Origin of the sequence: Staphylococcus equorum (genome assembly GCF_029531845.1) — a bacterium.
Lineage (GTDB): Bacteria > Bacillota > Bacilli > Staphylococcales > Staphylococcaceae > Staphylococcus > Staphylococcus equorum_C.
Genome location: NZ_JAMBPV010000002.1, coordinates 309,667 through 330,070, shown reverse-complemented (window position 1 = coordinate 330,070; position 20,404 = coordinate 309,667). Strand labels below are relative to the sequence as shown.

Sequence of the window (20,404 nt, the reverse complement as noted above, 5' to 3'; positions counted from 1 at the left end):
AAGGCGTTTTTGTGTTTTTTCAGTAATTTTAATTAAAAAACTAATCATAATAAATTAAACTAATAGCTCGCGACTAATAAGAATGTAAACATCATGTAAAATTTGATAAATCAGCCTCTATTTAATACACTTTGAAATAATATATAGTTAATTCGTGATATAATGAAGGTGTAATCATCATAGTATGATTGAATTGTTAAATGTTTAAAATAATTTAATGAATGATAATAATTTTTTGTAAGTTAAAATCTAATAGGATAAAATAAGATGAAACGAATATATTTGTAAAGGAGCACCTATATGCCTGGAATTATTCAAATAGATGACATCAATGAAGCTCAAGCGCTCATTGGTAATAATGATGAACACCTTAAATTAATTGAGGAAGGGCTTGATGTCATTGTACATGCTCGAGGTCAAGAAATTTCCGTAAAAGGAGAGCAAGTAGAGCATGTTAAAAAAGCAGAATCAGTACTCATTAACCTTTTGAAAGTTATTCAACAAGGTATTTCAATCTCTTCAAAAGATGTTGAAGCAGCAGTGAAAATGGCAAATAATGGTACGATTCAATACTTATTAGATTTATATGAAGAAGAAATAACTAAAGATGCCTTCGGAAAGACCATCCGTGCAAAAACAATGGGTCAACGTATGTATGTAAATGCTATGTACCATAATGATTTAGTATTTGGCGTAGGACCAGCTGGTACTGGTAAAACTTTCTTAGCTGTAGTTTATGCTGCGAAACAGTTACGAAAAGGAAATGTTAAACGTATAGTGTTAACAAGACCAGCAGTGGAAGCAGGAGAGTCACTGGGCTTCTTACCAGGAGATCTAAAGGAAAAGGTAGATCCATACTTACGACCTCTGTATGACGGTTTAAACACCGTTCTAGGAAGAGAACAAACAGCTCGCTTTATAGAAAGAGGCATCATAGAAATTGCGCCACTAGCCTATATGCGTGGTAGAACATTAGATGATGCCTTTGTTATTTTAGACGAGGCACAAAATACAACGCAGGCACAAATGAAAATGTTCTTAACTCGACTAGGTTTTGATTCGAAAATGGTAGTTACTGGGGATCAAACGCAAGTAGACTTACCTAAAGGTGTTAAAAGTGGCCTTAAAGAAGCTGTTAAAAAATTAAAAGAAGTTAAAGGGTTAAGTGTGCATTACCTAGATCAAAGTGATGTTGTGCGTCACCCATTAGTCAGTAAAATTATTGACCGTTATGAAGGAGAAGAGTAAATGTTTACAATAGACTTTAGTGATCACACTGAAATAGTTACAAGTGAATGGTTAACTCAGATTGAGAAACTCCTCACTTTTGCAAAAGAACAAGAACAAATTGATAATGATGCAGAGTTATCTGTAACTTTTGTAGATAAAACTGAAATTCAAGAAATTAATAAAATGTATCGTGATAAAGATAAAGTAACAGATGTTATATCGTTTGCTTTGGAAGAAGATGAACCAGAAATTATTGGACTTGATATGCCAAGAGTATTAGGCGACATTATTATTTGTACTGACGTAGCTCAGGAACAAGCTGATTCTTATGGTCATTCTTTCGAAAGAGAATTAGGCTTCCTTGCGCTCCATGGTTTCTTACATCTATTAGGTTATGATCATATAGATGAACAAGACGAAAAAGAAATGTTTGGCCGACAAGATCAAATTCTAAATGCTTATGGTTTAACAAGAGATTAGAGGTAGACATGAAACGTTTTAAATACGCTTTTCAAGGTATGTTAGTACTATTAAATAAAGACAGCAAATTTTTAATGCATCTTTTATTAGGGATTGTCACCATCATTTGTGGTGTGGTTTTTGGTATTAGTCAAATAGAGTGGCTTTTTATTATTGTAGCGATAGGAATTGTACTTGCTTTCGAAGCTATCAATACAGCCGTTGAATATGTGGTTGATTTAGTTACAGGTGATTATCATATATTAGCAAAAAAGGCTAAAGATATCGCTGCTTTTAGTGTTGTGCTAGCTTCTATTAGTGCACTTGCTATTGGACTCTTTGTTTTTTTACCATATGTGTTCTAAATTATAGTGCAATTTTATAGAATTTGTTTATACTTAAAGAACAAAGTAATAAAACATTAAACAGATAATTAAGTGAGTTTTTAATTAACGCTTAATCTGGAATAGGAGAGTGTTAACTATGGCTTATCAATCACACTATTTTACAGAAGTAAGAAATGCTCAAGCCAAGTCATATTCACCATACAGTCATTTTAAAGTTGGTGCATATTTAAGAACGAAAGACGGTAAAGTCTATCATGGAGCAAATGTTGAAAACGCCGCGTATTCAATGGCAATTTGTGCAGAGCGATCAAGCTTGGTGGCGGCAATATCAGATGGTTATAAACCTGGTGATTTTGAATCAATTACAGTTACTGTTGATGCAGATGCGCCATCTTCACCATGCGGCGAATGTCGTCAGGTGTTAAAAGAACTGTGCGATGACGACATGCCAGTTTATATGACGAATCATAAAGGCGACATGATAGAATCAACCGTAAATGACTTATTACCATTAGGATTTTCTGGAAAGGATTTAAATTAATGACAGGACATAAATCAGGATTTATATCAATTATAGGTAGACCCAATGTTGGGAAATCTACGTTTGTTAACCGCGTAATCGGACATAAGATAGCTATTATGTCTGATAAAGCACAAACTACAAGAAACAAAATTCAAGGCGTTATGACACAAGAAGATGCTCAAATCATTTTCTTAGATACACCTGGTATTCATAAACCGAAACATAAATTAGGCGACTACATGATGCGTGTCGCTACTAACACGTTATCTGAAATAGATGCTATTATGTTCATGGTAAATGTAAATGAAGATATAGGTCGTGGTGATGAGTATATAATGGATATGCTTAAAACGATTAAAACACCTGTCTTTTTAGTATTAAATAAAATAGATTTAGTACATCCAGACGAACTTATGCCAAGAATTGAAAAATACAAAAAATATATGGATTTCACTGAAATTGTACCGATTTCAGCACTAGAAGGTTTAAATGTAGATCATTTTATAAATGTAATAAAATCTTATCTACCAGAAGGACCTAAGTATTATCCAGACGATCAAATCTCTGACCATCCAGAACAATTTGTTGTTGGAGAGTTAATTCGTGAAAAGATTTTACATTTAACGAGTGAAGAAATCCCTCATGCTATTGGCGTAAACGTAGATCGCATGGTTAAAGAAGATGAAGATAGAGTTCGGATTGAAGCAACAATATTTGTTGAACGAGATTCACAAAAAGGTATTGTTATTGGAAAAGGCGGAAAAAAACTTAAAGAAGTTGGTAAACGGGCACGCCAAGATATCGAAATGTTATTAGGATCTAAAGTTTATCTAGAGCTTTGGGTAAAAGTCCAAAAAGATTGGCGAAATAAAGTTAACTTCATCCGTCAAATGGGCTATTTAGAAGATCGAGATTAATTTGAGAGTCGGTGAGCTAATGTGTTAATCAAGCAAAAAGGTATCATTATTAAAACGGTTGATTATGGCGAATCCGATAAAATTATCACAATTTTAAATGAGCATGGTGCAAAAGTACCACTAATGGTACGAAGAGCTAAAAAAAGCAAAAGTGGTTTACAAGCTAATACACAATTATTTGTGTATGGCTTATTTATTTATTCTAAATGGAAAGGTATGGGAACACTGAGTTCTGTTGATGTAATAGACCAAAATTACAACCTTCGTTTAGATATTTATGAAAGTAGCTTTGCGAGTTTAAGTGCTGAAACAATCGACCGCTCAATTGAAAGTGATGAAATTTCTCAATATAGCTATGATTTGTTACATTTTGTATTATCGAAAATTAAAGAAGGTGTATCTGCACAACTCATGTCAGTCGTTGTTTTACTAAAATGTATGACAAAATTTGGTTTTAATGCAATTTTCGATAAATGTGTGGTCACAGATAATTATGATCAATCTCGTTTGATAGGTTATAGTTTTAAATTTGATGGTGCTATTTCTGAGAATGTGAGACATCAAGATCCACATGCTTTAATTTTAATGAATAAAACACTTTATTTATTGGATATACTGCAAAAATTACCTATAAGCCAAATGAGTTCATTGAGTATTCATGATGATGTGGTTGATGAAATGTCGGAATTAATGATTATGCTATATAGCGAATATGCAGGTATGTTTTTTAAAAGTCAAAAACTAATCAACCAACTACATAGGCTGGATAGTAATTTATAATTATTTATATATCAGAAGAATGTATATATCAAAAAAAAGAGTACAACTTGGATTTTAAATTCAAGTTGTACTCTTTTTATATTAGTTATCTGCTATATCGCAGATATACACTTAATTAGAAATTTAGAATTTTACTTTTTCAGTTAAGAAGCCTTCTAATTCTGAAATTGGCATACGTACTTGTTCCATTGAATCACGGTCACGTACTGTAACTTGTTGATCTTCTAATGAATCAAAGTCAAATGTAATACAGTAAGGTGTGCCGATTTCATCTTGACGACGGTAACGTTTTCCAATAGATTGTGATTCATCGAAATCTATTGCAAAGTTAGCACTTAGCTCTTCAAATATTTTGATAGCTTCACTAGATAATTTTTTACTTAATGGTAAAATAGCCGCTTTATATGGTGCTAGAGCAGGGTGGAAGTGTAATACAGTTCTAGAATCTTTACTTCCTTCAACGCCTTCCTCACTATATGCATCACATAAGAAAGCTAATGTAACACGATCAGCACCTAATGAAGGTTCGATACAATACGGAATATATTTTTCGCCTGATTCTTGATCATGATATTGGAAATCTTCACCTGAATGTTCACTGTGTTGTTTCAAGTCGAAGTCTGTACGGCTTGCGATTCCCCATAATTCACCCCAACCAAATGGGAAACGGTATTCAATATCTGTTGTAGCATTAGAGTAGTGAGATAATTCATCTGCATCATGGTCACGTAAACGTGTAGCTTCTTCGCTTAAATTTAAATCTTTTAACCATTGACTTGCAAATGTTTTCCAATAGTTATACCATTCTATTTCTTCACCAGGTTTACAGAAGAATTCTAATTCCATTTGTTCGAATTCACGTGTTCTGAAAATGAAGTTACCAGGTGTGATTTCGTTACGGAATGATTTACCAACTTGGCCAATACCAAATGGTAATTTCTTACGCATTGTTCGTTGAACGTTTTTATAGTTAACGAAAATACCTTGTGCAGTTTCAGGACGTAAGAAAATTTCATTTGTTGAACTTTCAGTTACACCTTGGAACGTTTTGAACATTAAGTTGAATTGACGAATATCAGTCCAGTTTGCTGTACCACTTACAGAACAAACAATACCTTCTTCATCGATAATACGTTTCATTTCGTCAAAACTTAAGCCATCTGCTACAAAGTTTTCATCACCTTTAACATTTGCCATGTGGTCTTCAATAATTTTGTCAGCACGATAACGAATCTTGCTGTCTTTGTTATCAATCATAGGGTCGTTGAAGTTACCTAAGTGACCTGAAGCTTCCCAAGTTTTTGGATTCATTAAAATAGCTGCATCAATACCAACGTTATATGGTGATTGAGTGATGAATTTTTGCCACCAAGCTTTTTTAATATTATTTTTTAATTCTACACCAAGTGGACCGTAATCCCATGTGTTTGATAAACCACCATAAATATCACTACCAGGGAATACGAAACCTCTATGTTTTGCTAATGAGACAATTGTTTCCATATCTTTTGTCATAAAAACTCTCCTTTTTAACATAAAAACGCCCCAAGACAAAGAAAAAGCCAAAAAAACTTAATCATTGTCTTGGGACGAGTTAATCATTTTTAATCACATATAAAATATACGTGTTTATTTAAATTATTCTTGATAACCCGCGGTTCCACCCAACTTAGTGTGTACACTCGCTTTTGTCTATCATTTAATTGTGGCCAATAGTTCTTGTTAGGCTTTCACTATCCCTAACTCGCTTTAATTTCAATATTAATGTATTGTGCGTTTATTAGCAAGTAATTATATGTATTTGTAGCAATTAAAAATTCCATGTATAATTAAGAAGAATGAGTGAAGGGGTGAAGTCCAATAGAACTAAGTAAAAGACAACAGCAAATAGTTGAAATTGTCAAAAACAACGGTCCTATAACTGGCGAGCATATAGCAGAAAGACTTAGTTTGACACGTGCAACATTAAGACCTGACTTAGCCATTTTAACAATGTCCGGTATTTTAGAAGCTAGACCACGTGTAGGTTATTATTATTCTGGTAAGCCGAAGAATAAATTATTAGCTGATCAATTAAAACAATATATAGTGAAAGATTATGCATCACATCCTGTTGTGGTCAAAAATGAAATGTCAGTTTATGATGCAATATGTACAATATTTTTAGAAGATGTCAGTACATTATTCGTAATCAATAGTAATGGAGATTTTATTGGTGTTTGTTCACGTAAGGATTTACTACGAGCATCTATGATTGGTGAAGATATACACACTATGCCTGTAAATATTATTATGACACGCATGCCGAATTTAAGTTTTATTCTTGAAGATGAAAGAGTCGTTTTTGCAGCTAATTTAATGATTGAAAAAGAAATTGATTCGCTACCCATTGTAACAAAAAAAGAAAATGGCAAGTATGAAGTTAAAGGACGTATATCAAAAACTACAATTACAAAAATCTTTGTATCATTATTAAACGAATAGGTGGTATTTAACTTTATGGAAAATATAAAAATTATAGTCGCATCAGACTCGGTAGGAGAAACAGCCGAACTTGTTGCAAGAGCATGTATTTCACAATTTAATCCAAATCAATGTGATAGTGAGATTAATAGATATCCATACATTGAGTCTTTAGAAAATGTAGATGAAGTTATCCAAGTAGCTAAAGATACAGAAGCTATTGTTATTTACACATTAGTCAAACCTGAAATAAGAAAATATATGGAAGCAAAAATTAAAGAGGATGAAATCAAATCTGTAGATATCATGGGACCATTGATGAATATTCTCTTAGATAAAATTGATGAACAACCTTATTTCGAACCAGGTTTAGTACATCAATTAGATGAGGCTTATTTCAAAAAAATTGATGCAATTGAGTTTGCCGTAAAATACGATGATGGCAAAGATCCTAAAGGCTTATCAAAAGCAGATATCGTATTACTAGGCATCTCTAGAACTTCAAAAACCCCACTATCACAATATCTTGCACATAAAAGTTATAAAGTGATGAATATACCTATCGTCCCAGAAGTAACACCACCGGATGACTTATTTAATGTTGATCCATCAAAATGCATTGCCTTAAAAATAAGTGAGGAAAAACTAAACCGCATTCGTAAAGAACGTTTGAAACAACTCGGTTTAGGTGATAGTGCAAGATATGCAACCGAACAACGTATCGAAGAAGAATTAAATTACTTTCATGAACTCGTAGATAAGATAGGATGTCCGATTATTGATGTTTCTGATAAAGCGATAGAAGAAACTGCCAATGATATTATTAGCATTATTGAGCAAAATAGTTTCAAAAATCAATGAAAAAAGCTATAATGTTGTAATTAATGTCTAATAGGTGATTAAGTTGCGAATTGAACAATCAACAATAAATGAAATAAAAGAAAAGACTGACATACTCGACTTAGTAAGCGAGTATGTCAAATTAGAAAAAAGGGGACGCAATTATATTGGTTTGTGTCCTTTTCATGATGAGAAAACACCGTCATTTACAGTATCAGAAGACAAACAAATTTGTCATTGCTTTGGTTGTAAAAAAGGTGGCAATGTTTTTCAGTTTACTCAAGAAATAAAAGATATACCTTTTACAGAAGCAGTAAAAGAATTAGGTGAACGTGTAAATATTGAAGTTGAAACAGACCAAAGTGCTTCAGGGCAAGATGATACACATCAAGTTGCATCTGAAGATTTGCAAATGATTGAAATGCATGAACTTATGCAAGAATATTATCACTATGCATTGAAGAAAACAGTTGAAGGTGAAGCAGCTTTAAATTATTTAAAAGAACGAGGATTTACAGATGCATTAATCGATGCAAGAAAAATTGGTTATGCACCAAAGAACTCTCATTTTTGCCATGACTTTTTACAAAAGAAAGGCTACGACATTCAATTAGCTTATGAAGCGGGTTTATTGTCTAGAAATGAAGAGAATTTTAGTTATTATGATCGCTTTAGAGATCGAGTTATGTTTCCACTGATGAACGCTCAAGGTAGAACAGTAGGTTATTCCGGTAGAACATATACGAATCAAGAACCTAAGTATCTTAATAGTCCTGAAACACCCATCTTCCAGAAACGAAAATTGTTATACAATGTTGATAAGGCTAGAAAGTCGATACGAAAAAATGATGAAATTATATTATTAGAAGGATTTATGGATGTTATTAAAGTTGACCAAGCAGGAATTAAACAAGTCGTTGCCAGCATGGGTACACAAATTTCACAAGAACATATTGCCTTCATAAAAAAACTTACATCTAATGTAACTTTAATGTTTGATGGTGACTTTGCAGGTAGCGAAGCAACATTGAAATCAGGTCAAGCATTATTAGAGCAAGGATTTAATGTATTTGTGGTACAACTTCCAAAAGATATGGATCCAGATGAATATATTGGAAAACACGGCGCTGATGCATTTAACTATTATGTAGAACATGAAAAGAAATCATTTATTTTATATAAAGTGCATATACATCAAGACGAAATAGACAATAATGATTTATCTTATGAAAGATATTTAAAAGAGATAACAAATGATATATCACTCATGAAGTCATCTATACTTCGTAAAAAGATATTGCAAGAAGCATCGGAATTGTTTAAAGTTAGCCTGGATAGTCTAAATAATGAAGTAGGACACCAACAAGATTATTATCAACCTCAAGCGTACCAATTACCAACAATCCCACAATTTAATAACTTAAACAAAAACGAAAAAGCAGAACGTGCTTTATTAAAACATTTTATGAATGACAAAGACACTTTCTTGAATTATCACAAATTACTTCAAGTAGAAGACTTTACAAATGAGTATTTTAAGCGTATATTTAATGTTTTACACCAGTTTTACTCTGAGAATGATACATTTAATATTAGTGACGTTTTACAGTACATTGATTCCAATGAAATCAAGGAAGCATTTATATCATTAGATAACTATATGATAAATGAAGAACCATTTGAATATGAAATTGATGACTATGTAAATACACTAACATCTAATAGAAATGAAGAAACGATAGAATCGCTTAATCATAAGCTACGGGAGGCTTCAAGGTTAGGTGATTTAGAATTGCAAAAATATTATTTAGAAAAAATTGTAAATCATAATAAAAATAGAATGAATTAATTCAATAATGAATGTATGTGTATATTAATAGGATTAACAGCCTGTATACTAGAATATTATTTTAATTCAGTTTTATAAATTTTGACTATAAAATATTTTGGTATCAAGTTGATATTATATATTCGGGAGGCCTTTTCATGTCTGGAAATAAAGTTAAAGTTAAAAAGCAAACCATCGACCCATCTCTAACTTTAGAAGATGTAAAAAAACAATTGATTGAAAAAGGTAAAAAGCAAGGACACCTAAGTCATGAAGAAATTGCTGAAAAAATGCAAAACTTCGAAATGGATTCTGATCAAATGGACGAACTTTTTGACCAATTAACAGATAACGATATAAGTTTAGTTAATGAAAAAGATAGTTCAGACAAAGATTCAAAATTAAATCCAAATGATTTAAGTGCACCTCCAGGTGTGAAAATAAATGATCCAGTCCGTATGTATTTAAAAGAAATCGGACGAGTGAATTTATTAAACGCACAAGAAGAAGTTGAATTGGCTAAAAGAATTGAAAAAGGCGATGACATTGCTAAATCACGTTTAGCTGAAGCGAATTTACGTCTTGTAGTAAGTATAGCCAAAAGATACGTAGGACGCGGTATGCTGTTCCTTGACCTGATCCAAGAAGGTAATATGGGACTTATTAAAGCCGTGGAAAAATTTGATTTCAATAAAGGCTTTAAATTTTCAACTTATGCAACATGGTGGATACGTCAAGCTATCACGCGTGCGATTGCTGACCAAGCACGTACGATTCGTATACCTGTTCACATGGTCGAAACAATTAATAAATTAATCCGTGTACAAAGACAATTATTACAAGATTTAGGCCGTGATCCAGCACCAGAAGAAATTGGTGAAGAAATGGATCTACCACCTGAAAAAGTAAGAGAAATACTGAAAATAGCTCAAGAGCCAGTATCTTTAGAAACGCCTATAGGTGAAGAAGATGATAGTCATTTAGGTGACTTCATAGAAGACCAAGAAGCGCAAAGCCCTTCAGATCATGCAGCTTATGAGTTGTTAAAAGAACAGTTAGAAGATGTGTTAGATACACTTACTGACCGTGAAGAAAACGTATTACGCTTACGTTTTGGATTAGATGACGGTAGAACTCGTACATTAGAAGAAGTAGGTAAAGTGTTTGGTGTAACTAGAGAACGTATTCGTCAAATCGAAGCTAAGGCACTTAGAAAATTAAGACACCCAAGCAGAAGTAAACGTCTAAAAGACTTTATGGACTAACTTTTTAGCTCTTTTGTACAACGATGTACAAAAGAGCTTTTTACATATACATAGAGGAGAACTTTTTATGATTCCATTAAATCAAAGATTAAAAAAAGTAAGTACTTATATACAAGGTGATTGTTTAGCGGACATCGGTTCGGACCATGCATATTTACCAATTTTTGCAATTGAAAACAACTTGACGCTAAAAGCAATCGCTGGGGAAGTAATTAAAGGACCCTTTGAAGCATCAAAACGCAATGTCGTTGAACATCAACTATATTCAGTTATCGATGTTAGACTCGGAGACGGTTTGTCCGTAATACAAGATAGTGATGATATTTCATCGATTACTATTTGTGGTATGGGCGGACCTTTAATTGCTAAAATATTAGCTGAGGGTTCTGGAAAATTAACAAAACACCCGAGATTAATTATGCAAAGTAATATCCAATCTAGTGCCATACGAAAACAACTTGTAAAAATGAATTATAGTATTATAGCTGAAGATATACTAGAAGAAAAAGGCCATATTTATGAAATTATAGTTGCAGAATATTTAGAAGATGTTGAAACATTATCATCACAAGCATTAAAATTCGGACCTGAATTATTGAAACATAAGAATAATTTATTTTACAAAAAATGGGAACGCGAACGTGATGCATTATATAAAATACAGCAGAATTTAAATCCGCAACATCATGCCGAACGCTTAAATGAAATCAATAATGAAATTAATTTAATCAATGAGGTGATATAAATGAATATTGAACAATTACTTCGTATTATTAATAAACATGTACCATTGAACACGGCTGAATCGTGGGATAATGTTGGCTTACTTATTGGTGATACTTCTTCTAAAGTTACAGGGATTCTGACAGCGCTTGACTGCACTGTTGATGTAGTTGAAGAAGCGTTGATCAATCATTGTAATACAATAGTTTGCCATCATCCACTTATTTTTAAAGGTGTTAAAAGTATTACACAGCAAGATGGCTATGGTGCTATCATACGTAAGTTAATTCAAAATAACATTAACCTTATTGCCTTGCATACCAATTTAGACGTCTATCCAAATGGTGTTAATGCGATGCTTGCCAATAAAATCCAATTACACAATCAACATATTTTAAACCCAGAAACAATTCCGTATTTTAAAGTCCAAGTTTTTATTCCAAAAATAAATTTAGAAACTTTTAAAAATAGTCTAAGTGAAGCTGGTTTAGCACAAGAAGGCGATTATGAATATTGTTTCTTTGAAAGCCCAGGTAATGGACAATTTAAACCAGTAGATAATGCGAATCCACATATTGGTGAATTAGGTTCAGTAGAACATGTTGAAGAGTATAAATTAGAATTTATGATTGAAGACCATCAACGCATTTTAGCTCAACAATTAATCACACAACATCATCCATATGAAACGCCCGTTTATGATTTTATAAAAATGGAAAAAGAAGCAAATTATGGTTTAGGTATGATTGGTGAACTTAAAGAATCTATGTCTGCAGAATCATTTGTTAAACATGTTAAAACACAATTGCATATGCCAAGTGTTCGATTTACTGGTGATTTAAATTCACATATTAAAACGGTTGCGGTTATTGGTGGCTCAGGTATCGGTTTTGAATATGCTGCAGCTAAAAAGGGCGCAGATATATTTGTGACTGGAGATATTAAACATCATGATGCTTTAGATGCTAAAATTGCAGGTGTTAATTTATTAGATATTAACCATTATAGTGAATATGTGATGAAAGATGGATTGCGCCAACTTTTACTAACATGGTTAACCAATGAAAAAATTAATTTCAATATAAACGCATCCCAATTAAATACAGATCCATTTGAATATATATAATACGTGAATAACTCGAATTTACTTATGACAGGTAGATTCGAGTTATTATTATTTACACCGAATGAGTACGACATGCAATATGATTAAATAATTTAGTTCAAAATTAGAAGCTAATGCTTTATAATAGATAAGATGAAGATTTAAGGAGGCCAAGACATGGCGAATCACCCATTTGAGAAATTTAATTTAGAACCAAGTCTATTAGACGCTGTGAAGGATTTGAATTTTACTCAACCAACTGAAATACAAAGTCGAGTAATTCCAAAAATAATGAAACAGGTAAATTTAATAGGTCAATCACAGACTGGTACAGGTAAATCACATGCATTTTTATTACCATTAATGAATGCAATCAATACAGACTATAAAGAACCACAAGCAATTATCGTAGCCCCTACACGAGAGCTAGCACAACAATTATTTGATGTAGCTAGTCACTTAGCCAAATTTAAAGATGAAGTCTCTGTAAAGCTATTTATTGGTGGTACAGATATAGAAAAAGACCGTAATCGAGCAAAAAATCAACCACAACTTATTATTGGTACGCCGACTCGTATAAATGACTTAGCCAAAAATGGGGATTTACATGTTCATTTAGCTTCTTATTTGGTTATTGATGAAGCAGATTTAATGATTGATTTAGGTTTAATCGAAGAAGTAGATTATGTGGCTACAAGATTAGATGAAAATGCACATATTGCAGTTTTCAGTGCCACTATACCAAAATCATTGCACCCATTTTTAAACAAATATTTAGAAAATCCTGAGTATGTTGAAATTGAAAATACTCAAAAAAATAAAAAGAATATCGAATTCTATTTAATTCCAACAAAAGGTGAAGCAAAAGTTGAAAAAACTTTAAAACTTATTGATATTTTAAATCCATATCTATGTATTATTTTCTGTAATAGTCGTGATAGCGCAGACGAATTAGCAAAACAATTAGCTGCGTCCGGTTTGAAATTAGGAATGATTCATGGTGGTTTAACACCAAGAGAGCGTAAACAACAAATGAAACGTGTTAGAAACTTAGAATTCCAATTTGTTATAGCCAGTGACTTAGCTTCACGTGGTATAGACATCGACGGTGTGAGCCATGTAATTAACTTTGACGTACCAAGAGATATTGATTTCTTTACTCACCGTGTCGGACGTACAGGACGTGGTCAATACAAAGGTGTTGCAATTACATTATATAGCCCAGACGAAGAAGAAAATGTTACTTTGATTGAACAACGTGGCTATGAATTTGAAAATGTAGACATCAAAGATGGTGAATTAAAAGCTGTAAAAGCCCATAATACTCGTCGAAAACGTAGAAATAAAGATGATCATTTAACAAATGAATTAAAACATAAAGTAAAAAGTAATAAGAAAAAAGTTAAACCTGGTTATAAAAAGAAATTCAAGCGTGATTTAGACGATCTAAAAATTAAAGAACGTAAACAATTTAGTAAACAACAAAGCCGACAACAGAGGAAAAATAAAAAAGGATAGGTGACTACTATGTTATTGGGATCTCATGTATCTATGAATGGTAAAAAAATGTTAGAAGGTTCAGCAGAAGAAGCACATAAATTGGGCGAATCTACTTTTATGATTTACACAGGTGCGCCTCAAAATACTAGAAGAAAGCCTATCGAAGAATTAAATATTGAAAAAGGTCATGAAATTATGGAACAACATGGTCTTTCAAATATTGTTGTTCATGCGCCTTATATTATTAATATTGCTAACACTATAAAACCACATGTTTTTGACTTAGGTGTGGAATTCTTACAAAGTGAAATAGAACGTACACAAGCGTTAGGTGCAAAAGATATCGTACTTCATCCTGGGTCACATGTAGGTGAAGGCGCTGATGTAGGTATTAAAAAAATCATTGAAGGCCTTAACGAAGTGCTGACTAATGACAATAATGTAAGAATTGCTTTAGAGACAATGGCTGGTAAAGGTTCCGAAGTTGGAAGAAATTTTGAAGAAATAGCCCAAATTATCGATGGCGTCAATCATAATGAAAGATTGTCAGTGTGTTTTGACACATGCCATACGCACGATGCAGGTTACAATGTTAAAGAAGATTTTGATGGTGTACTAAATGAATTTGATAAAATCGTTGGCGTGGATAGAATTAAAGTTGTACACGTGAATGATAGTAAAAACGATATTGGTGCGCATAAAGATAGACACGAAAACATTGGCTTTGGTTATATCGGCTTTGACGCTTTAAATTACATTGTTCATCACGAGTCATTTAAAGATATACCTAAGATTTTAGAAACACCTTTCGTGGGTGAAGATAAAAAGAGTAAAAAACCACCTTACAAACTAGAAATTGAAATGTTAAAACAACAACAATTTGATCCTGAATTACAAAACAAACTTTTGAATCAATAAATTTAATATAAAGCACGAACACTTTTACTAAATAAAAGTGTTCGTTTTTTTGATAAGTCGTAAAGATTACTATTTACATAATGATATCTACGTTGTATAGTATAAAACGAGGTGAAAACATGTCTACGCCAGTATTCGAATTAAAAAATATTGATTATTATTTTGACAATAAACAAGTACTTGAAAATATAAATATTAAAATTAATCGTGGGGAATTTCTAGCAATAGTCGGCCCAAATGGGGCAGGTAAATCAACTTTGCTAAAAATTATACTTGGATTATTGCCTATACAAAAAGGACAAATTTATGTTGATGGTAAAGATTACAATGGAAAACAGTCTATGCTAAAAATAAGTTATGTTTCCCAGAAAGCGCAAGCTTTTAAAGCTGGTTTTCCAGCAAGCGTTAAAGAGGTCGTAATTAGTGGACTGACTAAACGTAAAAAAATGCTTCAATGGTTTAATAAAACCGATGAAGGCAAAGTGAAAAAAGTATTAAAGAGATTGAATATTGAACACTTGATAGATAAAAACATAGCTGAACTCTCAGGAGGACAACAGCAACGTGTATTAATAGCTAGAGCCTTAATTAGCGAGCCATCAGTGTTAATATTAGATGAACCTACAAGCGGTATCGATGCTAAACATGTAAGTGAATTTTATGAAACATTAGAGACACTTAAACATGAAGGTGTAACAATAATTTTAGTGACGCATGATATTGGTGTTGTTGCTGATACAGCTACTGAAGTAGCATGCCTAAATAAACATTTACATTTTCATGGTTCTACTGAAGATTTCAAATCATTGGATGAAGTTGAAATATCGAAAATATATGGACACCCTATTCAATTTGTAGATCACCAACATAGTAGGGAGTGTTGTTCATCATGATAGAAGCATTACTTAATTTTGATTTCATGCGCTACTCTTTAATTAGTGGTGTACTTATTGGTCTGATTGCACCTTTAATCGGTGCTTTTATTGTTGTACGAAGGTTATCACTTATTGCTGATGCATTAAGTCATGTCACTTTAGGTGGTATTTCATTTGGCATGTTTGTCGTTACGATTATACCAGCTTTCACATTTATAAATCCTATGTGGTTTGGTATTCTTTTTGCTATTATAGGAGCACTATTAATTGAAAACCTTAGAACTTCTTACAGTAATTATCAAGAAATTGCGATTCCTATCATTATGAGTGCAGGTATAGCATTGAGTGCGATTTTTATTTCTCTTGCAGATGGTTTTAATCAAGAGATTGTTGGTTTACTCTTTGGTTCAATTAGTGCGGTAACTGAAAGTGATTTAGTCACTATTATCGTTATTGTAATCATTGTGATTGCGTTTATATTATCTTTTTATAAAGAGTTATTTATATTGTCATTTGATGAGGAGTACAGTAAAGTCATTGGCATTCCTAAATGGATACAGTTTCTATTTATAATTATTGTGGCTATGGTCATATCAGCTTCAATGCGCGTCGTAGGCATCTTACTGGTAAGTGCATTAATCACATTACCTGTAGCTATCGCAATGCGCATGACGAAAGGTTTTAAACAGTTAATCATCTTAAGTGTTGTTATTGGAGAACTGTCAGTTATCGGTGGATTAGTTTTAGCGTTTTATATGAACATTTCTCCTGGTGGTGTGATTGTAGTATTACTTGTGCTTATCCTTGCAATAACGATGGTTTACCAGAAATTTAAAATAAGAACGGTAAAAGGGGCTGTTAAAAATGAAAACTGAAGAAGCGATTGACATAATCAAAGCAAACGGTCATAAATATACAAATAAAAGACGAGAAATGATAGATATCTTCGTTGCTGAAGATAAATATATTAATGCAAAGCACATTCAACAAAAAATGGATGAAAATTATCCTGGCATTTCTTTTGATACCATATATCGTAACTTACATCTTTTTAAAAATTTAGGAATTGTAGAAGGTACAGAACTTGATGGAGAGATGAAATTTAGAATTGCTTGTACAGATCATCACCATCATCATTTTATTTGTGAATCATGCGGTGATACTAAAGTGATTGATTTTTGTCCGATTGAGCAAATCAAAGCTTTTCTACCACAAGTAGATATTCATACACACAAATTAGAAGTCTACGGCGTTTGTGAATTTTGTCAAAAAGCTTAGTTTATTTAAACTAAGCCCGAAATGTAATGTACAAGCCGACGTTATAAAACGCGTTTGGCTTGTTTTTTTAGTTTGAAATTAATATGATAAGTTGATTTGAAGGGGATTACTTGTATCTTATTTTATTCAATATCATTTATATACTAGGAGAGTGAGCATGAATAAATTGAGCATACAAAATCAACAAATTCATTATTTCATAACTTGTAAAACATCACAAAATAATTCTTTCTACTAAAAATTAGAGAATTAAACATAGGCCGTTAGTATGAATTAAATTGAATTTTTAAAATAGTTCGTCAAAGATGTTTAAATAGGTCTGATTTGAGATATACTAATAAAGGAACGAAAGATGACAAATATTATTTTATGACTATATAATGCTTTCACAAGCATATTAATTGTTGTCATTAATATAACTTGTTATGCTTTATTTAAGATTAATTAGGAGGATGATTATTTATGGCTTTTGAATTACCAAACTTACCTTATGGTTTTGATGCATTGGAACCACACATTGATCAACAAACAATGGAGATTCACCATGACAAACACCATAACACTTATGTAACTAAATTAAATGCAGCAGTTGAAGGAACTGATTTAGAATCTAAATCAATCGAAGAAATTGTTGCAAACTTAGACAGTGTACCAGAAAACATTCAAACAGCTGTTCGCAATAATGGTGGAGGACACTTAAACCATTCATTATTTTGGGAATTATTAACTCCAAACTCTGAAGAAAAAGGTACTGTTGTTGATAAAATTAAAGAACAATGGGGTTCTTTAGACGCATTCAAAGAAGAGTTTGCTAACCAAGCTGCAGCACGTTTCGGTTCAGGTTGGGCATGGCTAGTTGTAAATGATGGTAAATTAGAAATCGTTACTACACCTAACCAAGATAACCCATTAACTGAAGGTAAAACACCTATCCTAGGCTTAGATGTTTGGGAACATGCTTATTACCTTAAATACCAAAACAAACGTCCAGATTATATTAGTGCATTTTGGAACGTTGTAAATTGGGAAAAAGTTGACGAATTATATAATGCTGCTAAATAATTAAGCAGGCGATTATGACGGCCTTTTCAAAGGTCGTCATTTTTTTTAACTAAAATAATAGAAATATTGTCTGATTTCATATATCATTTGTAGTGAGAACTTTTGAATAGAGGTATGTTGTTTTGCTAAAAAGACTAAAAGAAAAATCAAATGATGAAAAGATTAGAAATACAATGAATAAAAGAATCAGTTTTATTTTTGGTGTTATTGTATTCATTTTCGCAGTAATTGTTTTAAGATTGGGTTATTTACAAATTGCTGAAGGATCCCGTTATGAGCAACTCATTAAAAATAGTGAAAATTTAACTGTTAATGAAGCTGTGCCAAGAGGCCGAATTTTAGATAGAAACGGTAAAGTTCTCGTTGATAATGCATCTAAAAAGGCGATTACATATGCAAGGGGCAGAAAAACATCCCAATCAGAGGTTTTAAAAATTGCTAAAGACTTGTCTCGCTTAATTGAAATGGATACAGATAAAATTACAGACAGAGATAAGCAAGATTATTGGATTCAAATTCACCCTAATAAAGCTGAAGATTTGATGAAAGAAGAGCAAGCGCTTTTAGAAGATGGCAGTATTTCTCAAGATGACTATGATGAATCATTATATAAAAAGATTGGTGCTAAACAAACCGATACATTAACTGGTGAAGATTTGCAGATACTATCTATATATAGAGAAATGATGTCAGGATCGGCTTTAGATCCACAAATGATTAAGAATGAAGACGTTACTGATGAAGAATATGCAGCAGTATCTCAAAAATTATCAGAAATGCCAGGAGTCAATACTACAATGGATTGGGATAGAAAATACCCACATGATGATACGTTGAGAGGTATATTTGGTGATGTTTCCACAAGTGAAGAAGGAATTCCAAAAGAATTAACTGAAAAATATTTATCTAAAGGCTATTCACGTAATGATCGTGTAGGTAAATCTTATTTAGAATATCAATATGATGACGTTCTAAAAGGTAAGAAGAAAGAAATGAAGTATACCACGGATAAATCCGGAGATGTTATTGACTCAAAAGTCATAAATCCAGGCTCACGTGGTGATGATTTAGTTCTAAGTATCGATATAGAACTACAGAAAAAAACTGAAGAGTACCTAGAAAAACAAATCGAAAAATTGCGTAGTGAAGGTGCTAAAGATATGGATAATGCAATGATTGTGGTCCAAAATCCAAACAATGGTGATGTCCTAGCAATGGCAGGTAAACAAATTGATAAGAATGGTGATTTAACTGATTATGATATCGGTACATTCACTTCACAATATGCGGTAGGTTCCTCTATAAAAGGTGGTACACTATTAGCAGGTTACCAAAACGATGCAATTAATGTAGGCGAAGAAATGGTCGACAAGCCATTAGAATTTGCTGGTGGTCTTAAGAAAAGTTCTTACTTTAACCAAGACGGTAAAGTGACTATTGATGACAAAGAAGCATTGATGCACTCTTCCAACGTATATATGTTTAAAACTGCACTGAAAATCGCTGGATCTGCTTATACACCAAACATGACATTGCCTTCAGATATTTCAGAAGCAGGTCAAAAATTACGTAAAGGTTTAAACCAAGTTGGACTAGGTGTTAAAACAGGCATTGATTTACCTAACGAGACAAATGGACAAATTGAACCTTTAACTGATAATCCAGGTAACTTTTTAGATTTAGCAATTGGTCAGTATGACACATATACACCGTTACAATTATCACAATACGCTTCTACCATTGCTAACGATGGCTATAGAGTGCAGCCACATATCGGATTAGAAGTAAGGGATGCTACTAATAAAGACACACTTGGTCCAGTAAAAGAAAAATTTAAAGGCGACGTGTTAAACAAGGTTAATAACACTGAAGAAGAAGTTAACCAAGTACAAGAAGGATTTAAAATGGCCTTTAATGAAGAAGAAGGTACAGGATATGAAAGTTTTAACGATACTGTAGTACCATCAGCAGGTAAAACAGGAACAGCCGAAGTATTCCAAGATGGCGACCCTAAAGTAAATGCAACATATGTTGGCTATGCACCAATCAAAAATCCGCAATTAGCTTTCTCAATTGTATATACCAATCAACCCGTACCTGAACCTTGGTTAAACGGCGGAGATTTAGGTAAAGATGTTATAAACTATTATTTTAAAGAAAAAGACAAAAATTAAAACATTTTAAGGTACTATTTAATAAAAATACCGACATAGTGGTGTTTATTGAAAAATTAATACTTTTCAATTTTATAACTAAATGGTATGATTAGTAGGTCGTATTTTGAAAAGGTA

20 protein-coding genes are annotated in these 20,404 nt (G+C 32.5%); 19 read left to right on the top strand and 1 reads right to left on the bottom strand.

Going from position 1 to position 20,404, the window contains the following annotated elements; all coding sequences use genetic code 11:
- Positions 1–300 precede the first annotated feature (300 nt).
- The 6 genes from M4L39_RS03895 to recO all read left to right on the top strand — a co-directional run bounded on the left by M4L39_RS03895 (position 301) and on the right by recO (position 4,256).
- Complete coding sequence (locus M4L39_RS03895; protein WP_277580841.1) at positions 301–1,248, top strand: PhoH family protein; 948 nt, start codon at positions 301–303, stop codon at positions 1,246–1,248.
- Positions 1,249–1,710 (top strand): rRNA maturation RNase YbeY, encoded by a 462-nt coding sequence (gene ybeY, locus M4L39_RS03890; RefSeq protein WP_277580840.1) that lies wholly within the window; start codon positions 1,249–1,251, stop codon positions 1,708–1,710. It abuts the gene before it with no gap.
- An 8-nt stretch (positions 1,711–1,718) separates the two neighbouring features.
- Positions 1,719–2,054: a diacylglycerol kinase family protein gene (locus tag M4L39_RS03885; protein WP_277580839.1), complete on the top strand. Its 336-nt coding sequence runs from the start codon at positions 1,719–1,721 to the stop codon at positions 2,052–2,054.
- Positions 2,055–2,172: 118 nt separating this feature from the next.
- Positions 2,173–2,577: a cytidine deaminase gene (gene cdd, locus M4L39_RS03880; RefSeq protein ID WP_277580838.1), complete on the top strand. Its 405-nt coding sequence runs from the start codon at positions 2,173–2,175 to the stop codon at positions 2,575–2,577.
- The gene (gene era / locus M4L39_RS03875; protein WP_002507481.1) at positions 2,577–3,476 is read left to right on the top strand and encodes a GTPase Era; all 900 of its coding nucleotides are present in this window, start codon (positions 2,577–2,579) and stop codon (positions 3,474–3,476) included. The genes cdd and era overlap by 1 nt, the downstream gene beginning before the upstream one ends.
- 21 nt (positions 3,477–3,497) lie before the next feature.
- Complete coding sequence (gene recO / locus M4L39_RS03870) at positions 3,498–4,256, top strand: DNA repair protein RecO (protein ID WP_277580837.1); 759 nt, start codon at positions 3,498–3,500, stop codon at positions 4,254–4,256.
- 123 nt (positions 4,257–4,379) lie between these two features.
- On the opposite strand, the gene M4L39_RS03865 is transcribed toward recO, so the two are convergent.
- The gene (locus M4L39_RS03865; RefSeq protein WP_277580836.1) at positions 4,380–5,771 is read right to left on the bottom strand and encodes a glycine--tRNA ligase; all 1,392 of its coding nucleotides are present in this window, start codon (positions 5,769–5,771) and stop codon (positions 4,380–4,382) included.
- A 345-nt stretch (positions 5,772–6,116) separates the two neighbouring features.
- On the opposite strand from M4L39_RS03865, the gene M4L39_RS03860 reads away from it, so the two are divergent.
- From M4L39_RS03860 to M4L39_RS03800, 13 genes are all read left to right on the top strand, one after another.
- Complete coding sequence (locus M4L39_RS03860) at positions 6,117–6,740, top strand: helix-turn-helix transcriptional regulator (protein ID WP_071561808.1); 624 nt, start codon at positions 6,117–6,119, stop codon at positions 6,738–6,740.
- A gap of 15 nt (positions 6,741–6,755) precedes the next feature.
- Complete coding sequence (locus tag M4L39_RS03855; RefSeq protein WP_277580835.1) at positions 6,756–7,580, top strand: pyruvate, water dikinase regulatory protein; 825 nt, start codon at positions 6,756–6,758, stop codon at positions 7,578–7,580.
- Between the two features lie 43 nt (positions 7,581–7,623).
- Positions 7,624–9,408: a DNA primase gene (gene dnaG, locus M4L39_RS03850; RefSeq protein WP_277580988.1), complete on the top strand. Its 1,785-nt coding sequence runs from the start codon at positions 7,624–7,626 to the stop codon at positions 9,406–9,408.
- A 137-nt stretch (positions 9,409–9,545) separates the two neighbouring features.
- Positions 9,546–10,652, top strand: a complete 1,107-nt coding sequence (gene rpoD / locus M4L39_RS03845; protein WP_057512306.1) for an RNA polymerase sigma factor RpoD — start codon at positions 9,546–9,548, stop codon at positions 10,650–10,652.
- Positions 10,653–10,719: 67 nt separating this feature from the next.
- On the top strand, positions 10,720–11,397 hold the full coding sequence (locus M4L39_RS03840) for a tRNA (adenine(22)-N(1))-methyltransferase (protein ID WP_277580834.1): 678 nt from the start codon (positions 10,720–10,722) through the stop codon (positions 11,395–11,397).
- Positions 11,398–12,501 (top strand): Nif3-like dinuclear metal center hexameric protein, encoded by a 1,104-nt coding sequence (locus M4L39_RS03835; RefSeq protein WP_277580833.1) that lies wholly within the window; start codon positions 11,398–11,400, stop codon positions 12,499–12,501.
- 156 nt (positions 12,502–12,657) lie between these two features.
- Positions 12,658–13,998, top strand: coding sequence for a DEAD/DEAH box helicase (locus M4L39_RS03830; protein WP_277580832.1), 1,341 nt, complete (start codon positions 12,658–12,660; stop codon positions 13,996–13,998).
- A 9-nt stretch (positions 13,999–14,007) separates the two neighbouring features.
- Positions 14,008–14,898 (top strand): deoxyribonuclease IV, encoded by an 891-nt coding sequence (locus M4L39_RS03825; protein WP_277580831.1) that lies wholly within the window; start codon positions 14,008–14,010, stop codon positions 14,896–14,898.
- Positions 14,899–15,017: 119 nt separating this feature from the next.
- Positions 15,018–15,791: a metal ABC transporter ATP-binding protein gene (locus M4L39_RS03820; protein ID WP_277580830.1), complete on the top strand. Its 774-nt coding sequence runs from the start codon at positions 15,018–15,020 to the stop codon at positions 15,789–15,791.
- A complete protein-coding gene (locus tag M4L39_RS03815; RefSeq protein WP_277580829.1) occupies positions 15,788–16,648 on the top strand; it encodes a metal ABC transporter permease in 861 nt (286 codons plus the stop codon). The genes M4L39_RS03820 and M4L39_RS03815 overlap by 4 nt, the downstream gene beginning before the upstream one ends.
- Positions 16,638–17,051 carry a Fur family transcriptional regulator gene (locus M4L39_RS03810; protein WP_277580828.1) on the top strand — a complete coding sequence of 138 codons (414 nt, stop codon included), beginning with the start codon at positions 16,638–16,640 and terminating at the stop codon, positions 17,049–17,051. The genes M4L39_RS03815 and M4L39_RS03810 overlap by 11 nt, the downstream gene beginning before the upstream one ends.
- A 462-nt stretch (positions 17,052–17,513) precedes the next feature.
- A complete protein-coding gene (locus M4L39_RS03805; protein WP_046465435.1) occupies positions 17,514–18,113 on the top strand; it encodes a superoxide dismutase in 600 nt (199 codons plus the stop codon).
- A gap of 122 nt (positions 18,114–18,235) precedes the next feature.
- The gene (locus M4L39_RS03800; RefSeq protein ID WP_277580827.1) at positions 18,236–20,287 is read left to right on the top strand and encodes a peptidoglycan D,D-transpeptidase FtsI family protein; all 2,052 of its coding nucleotides are present in this window, start codon (positions 18,236–18,238) and stop codon (positions 20,285–20,287) included.
- Positions 20,288–20,404: the final 117 nt, after the last annotated feature.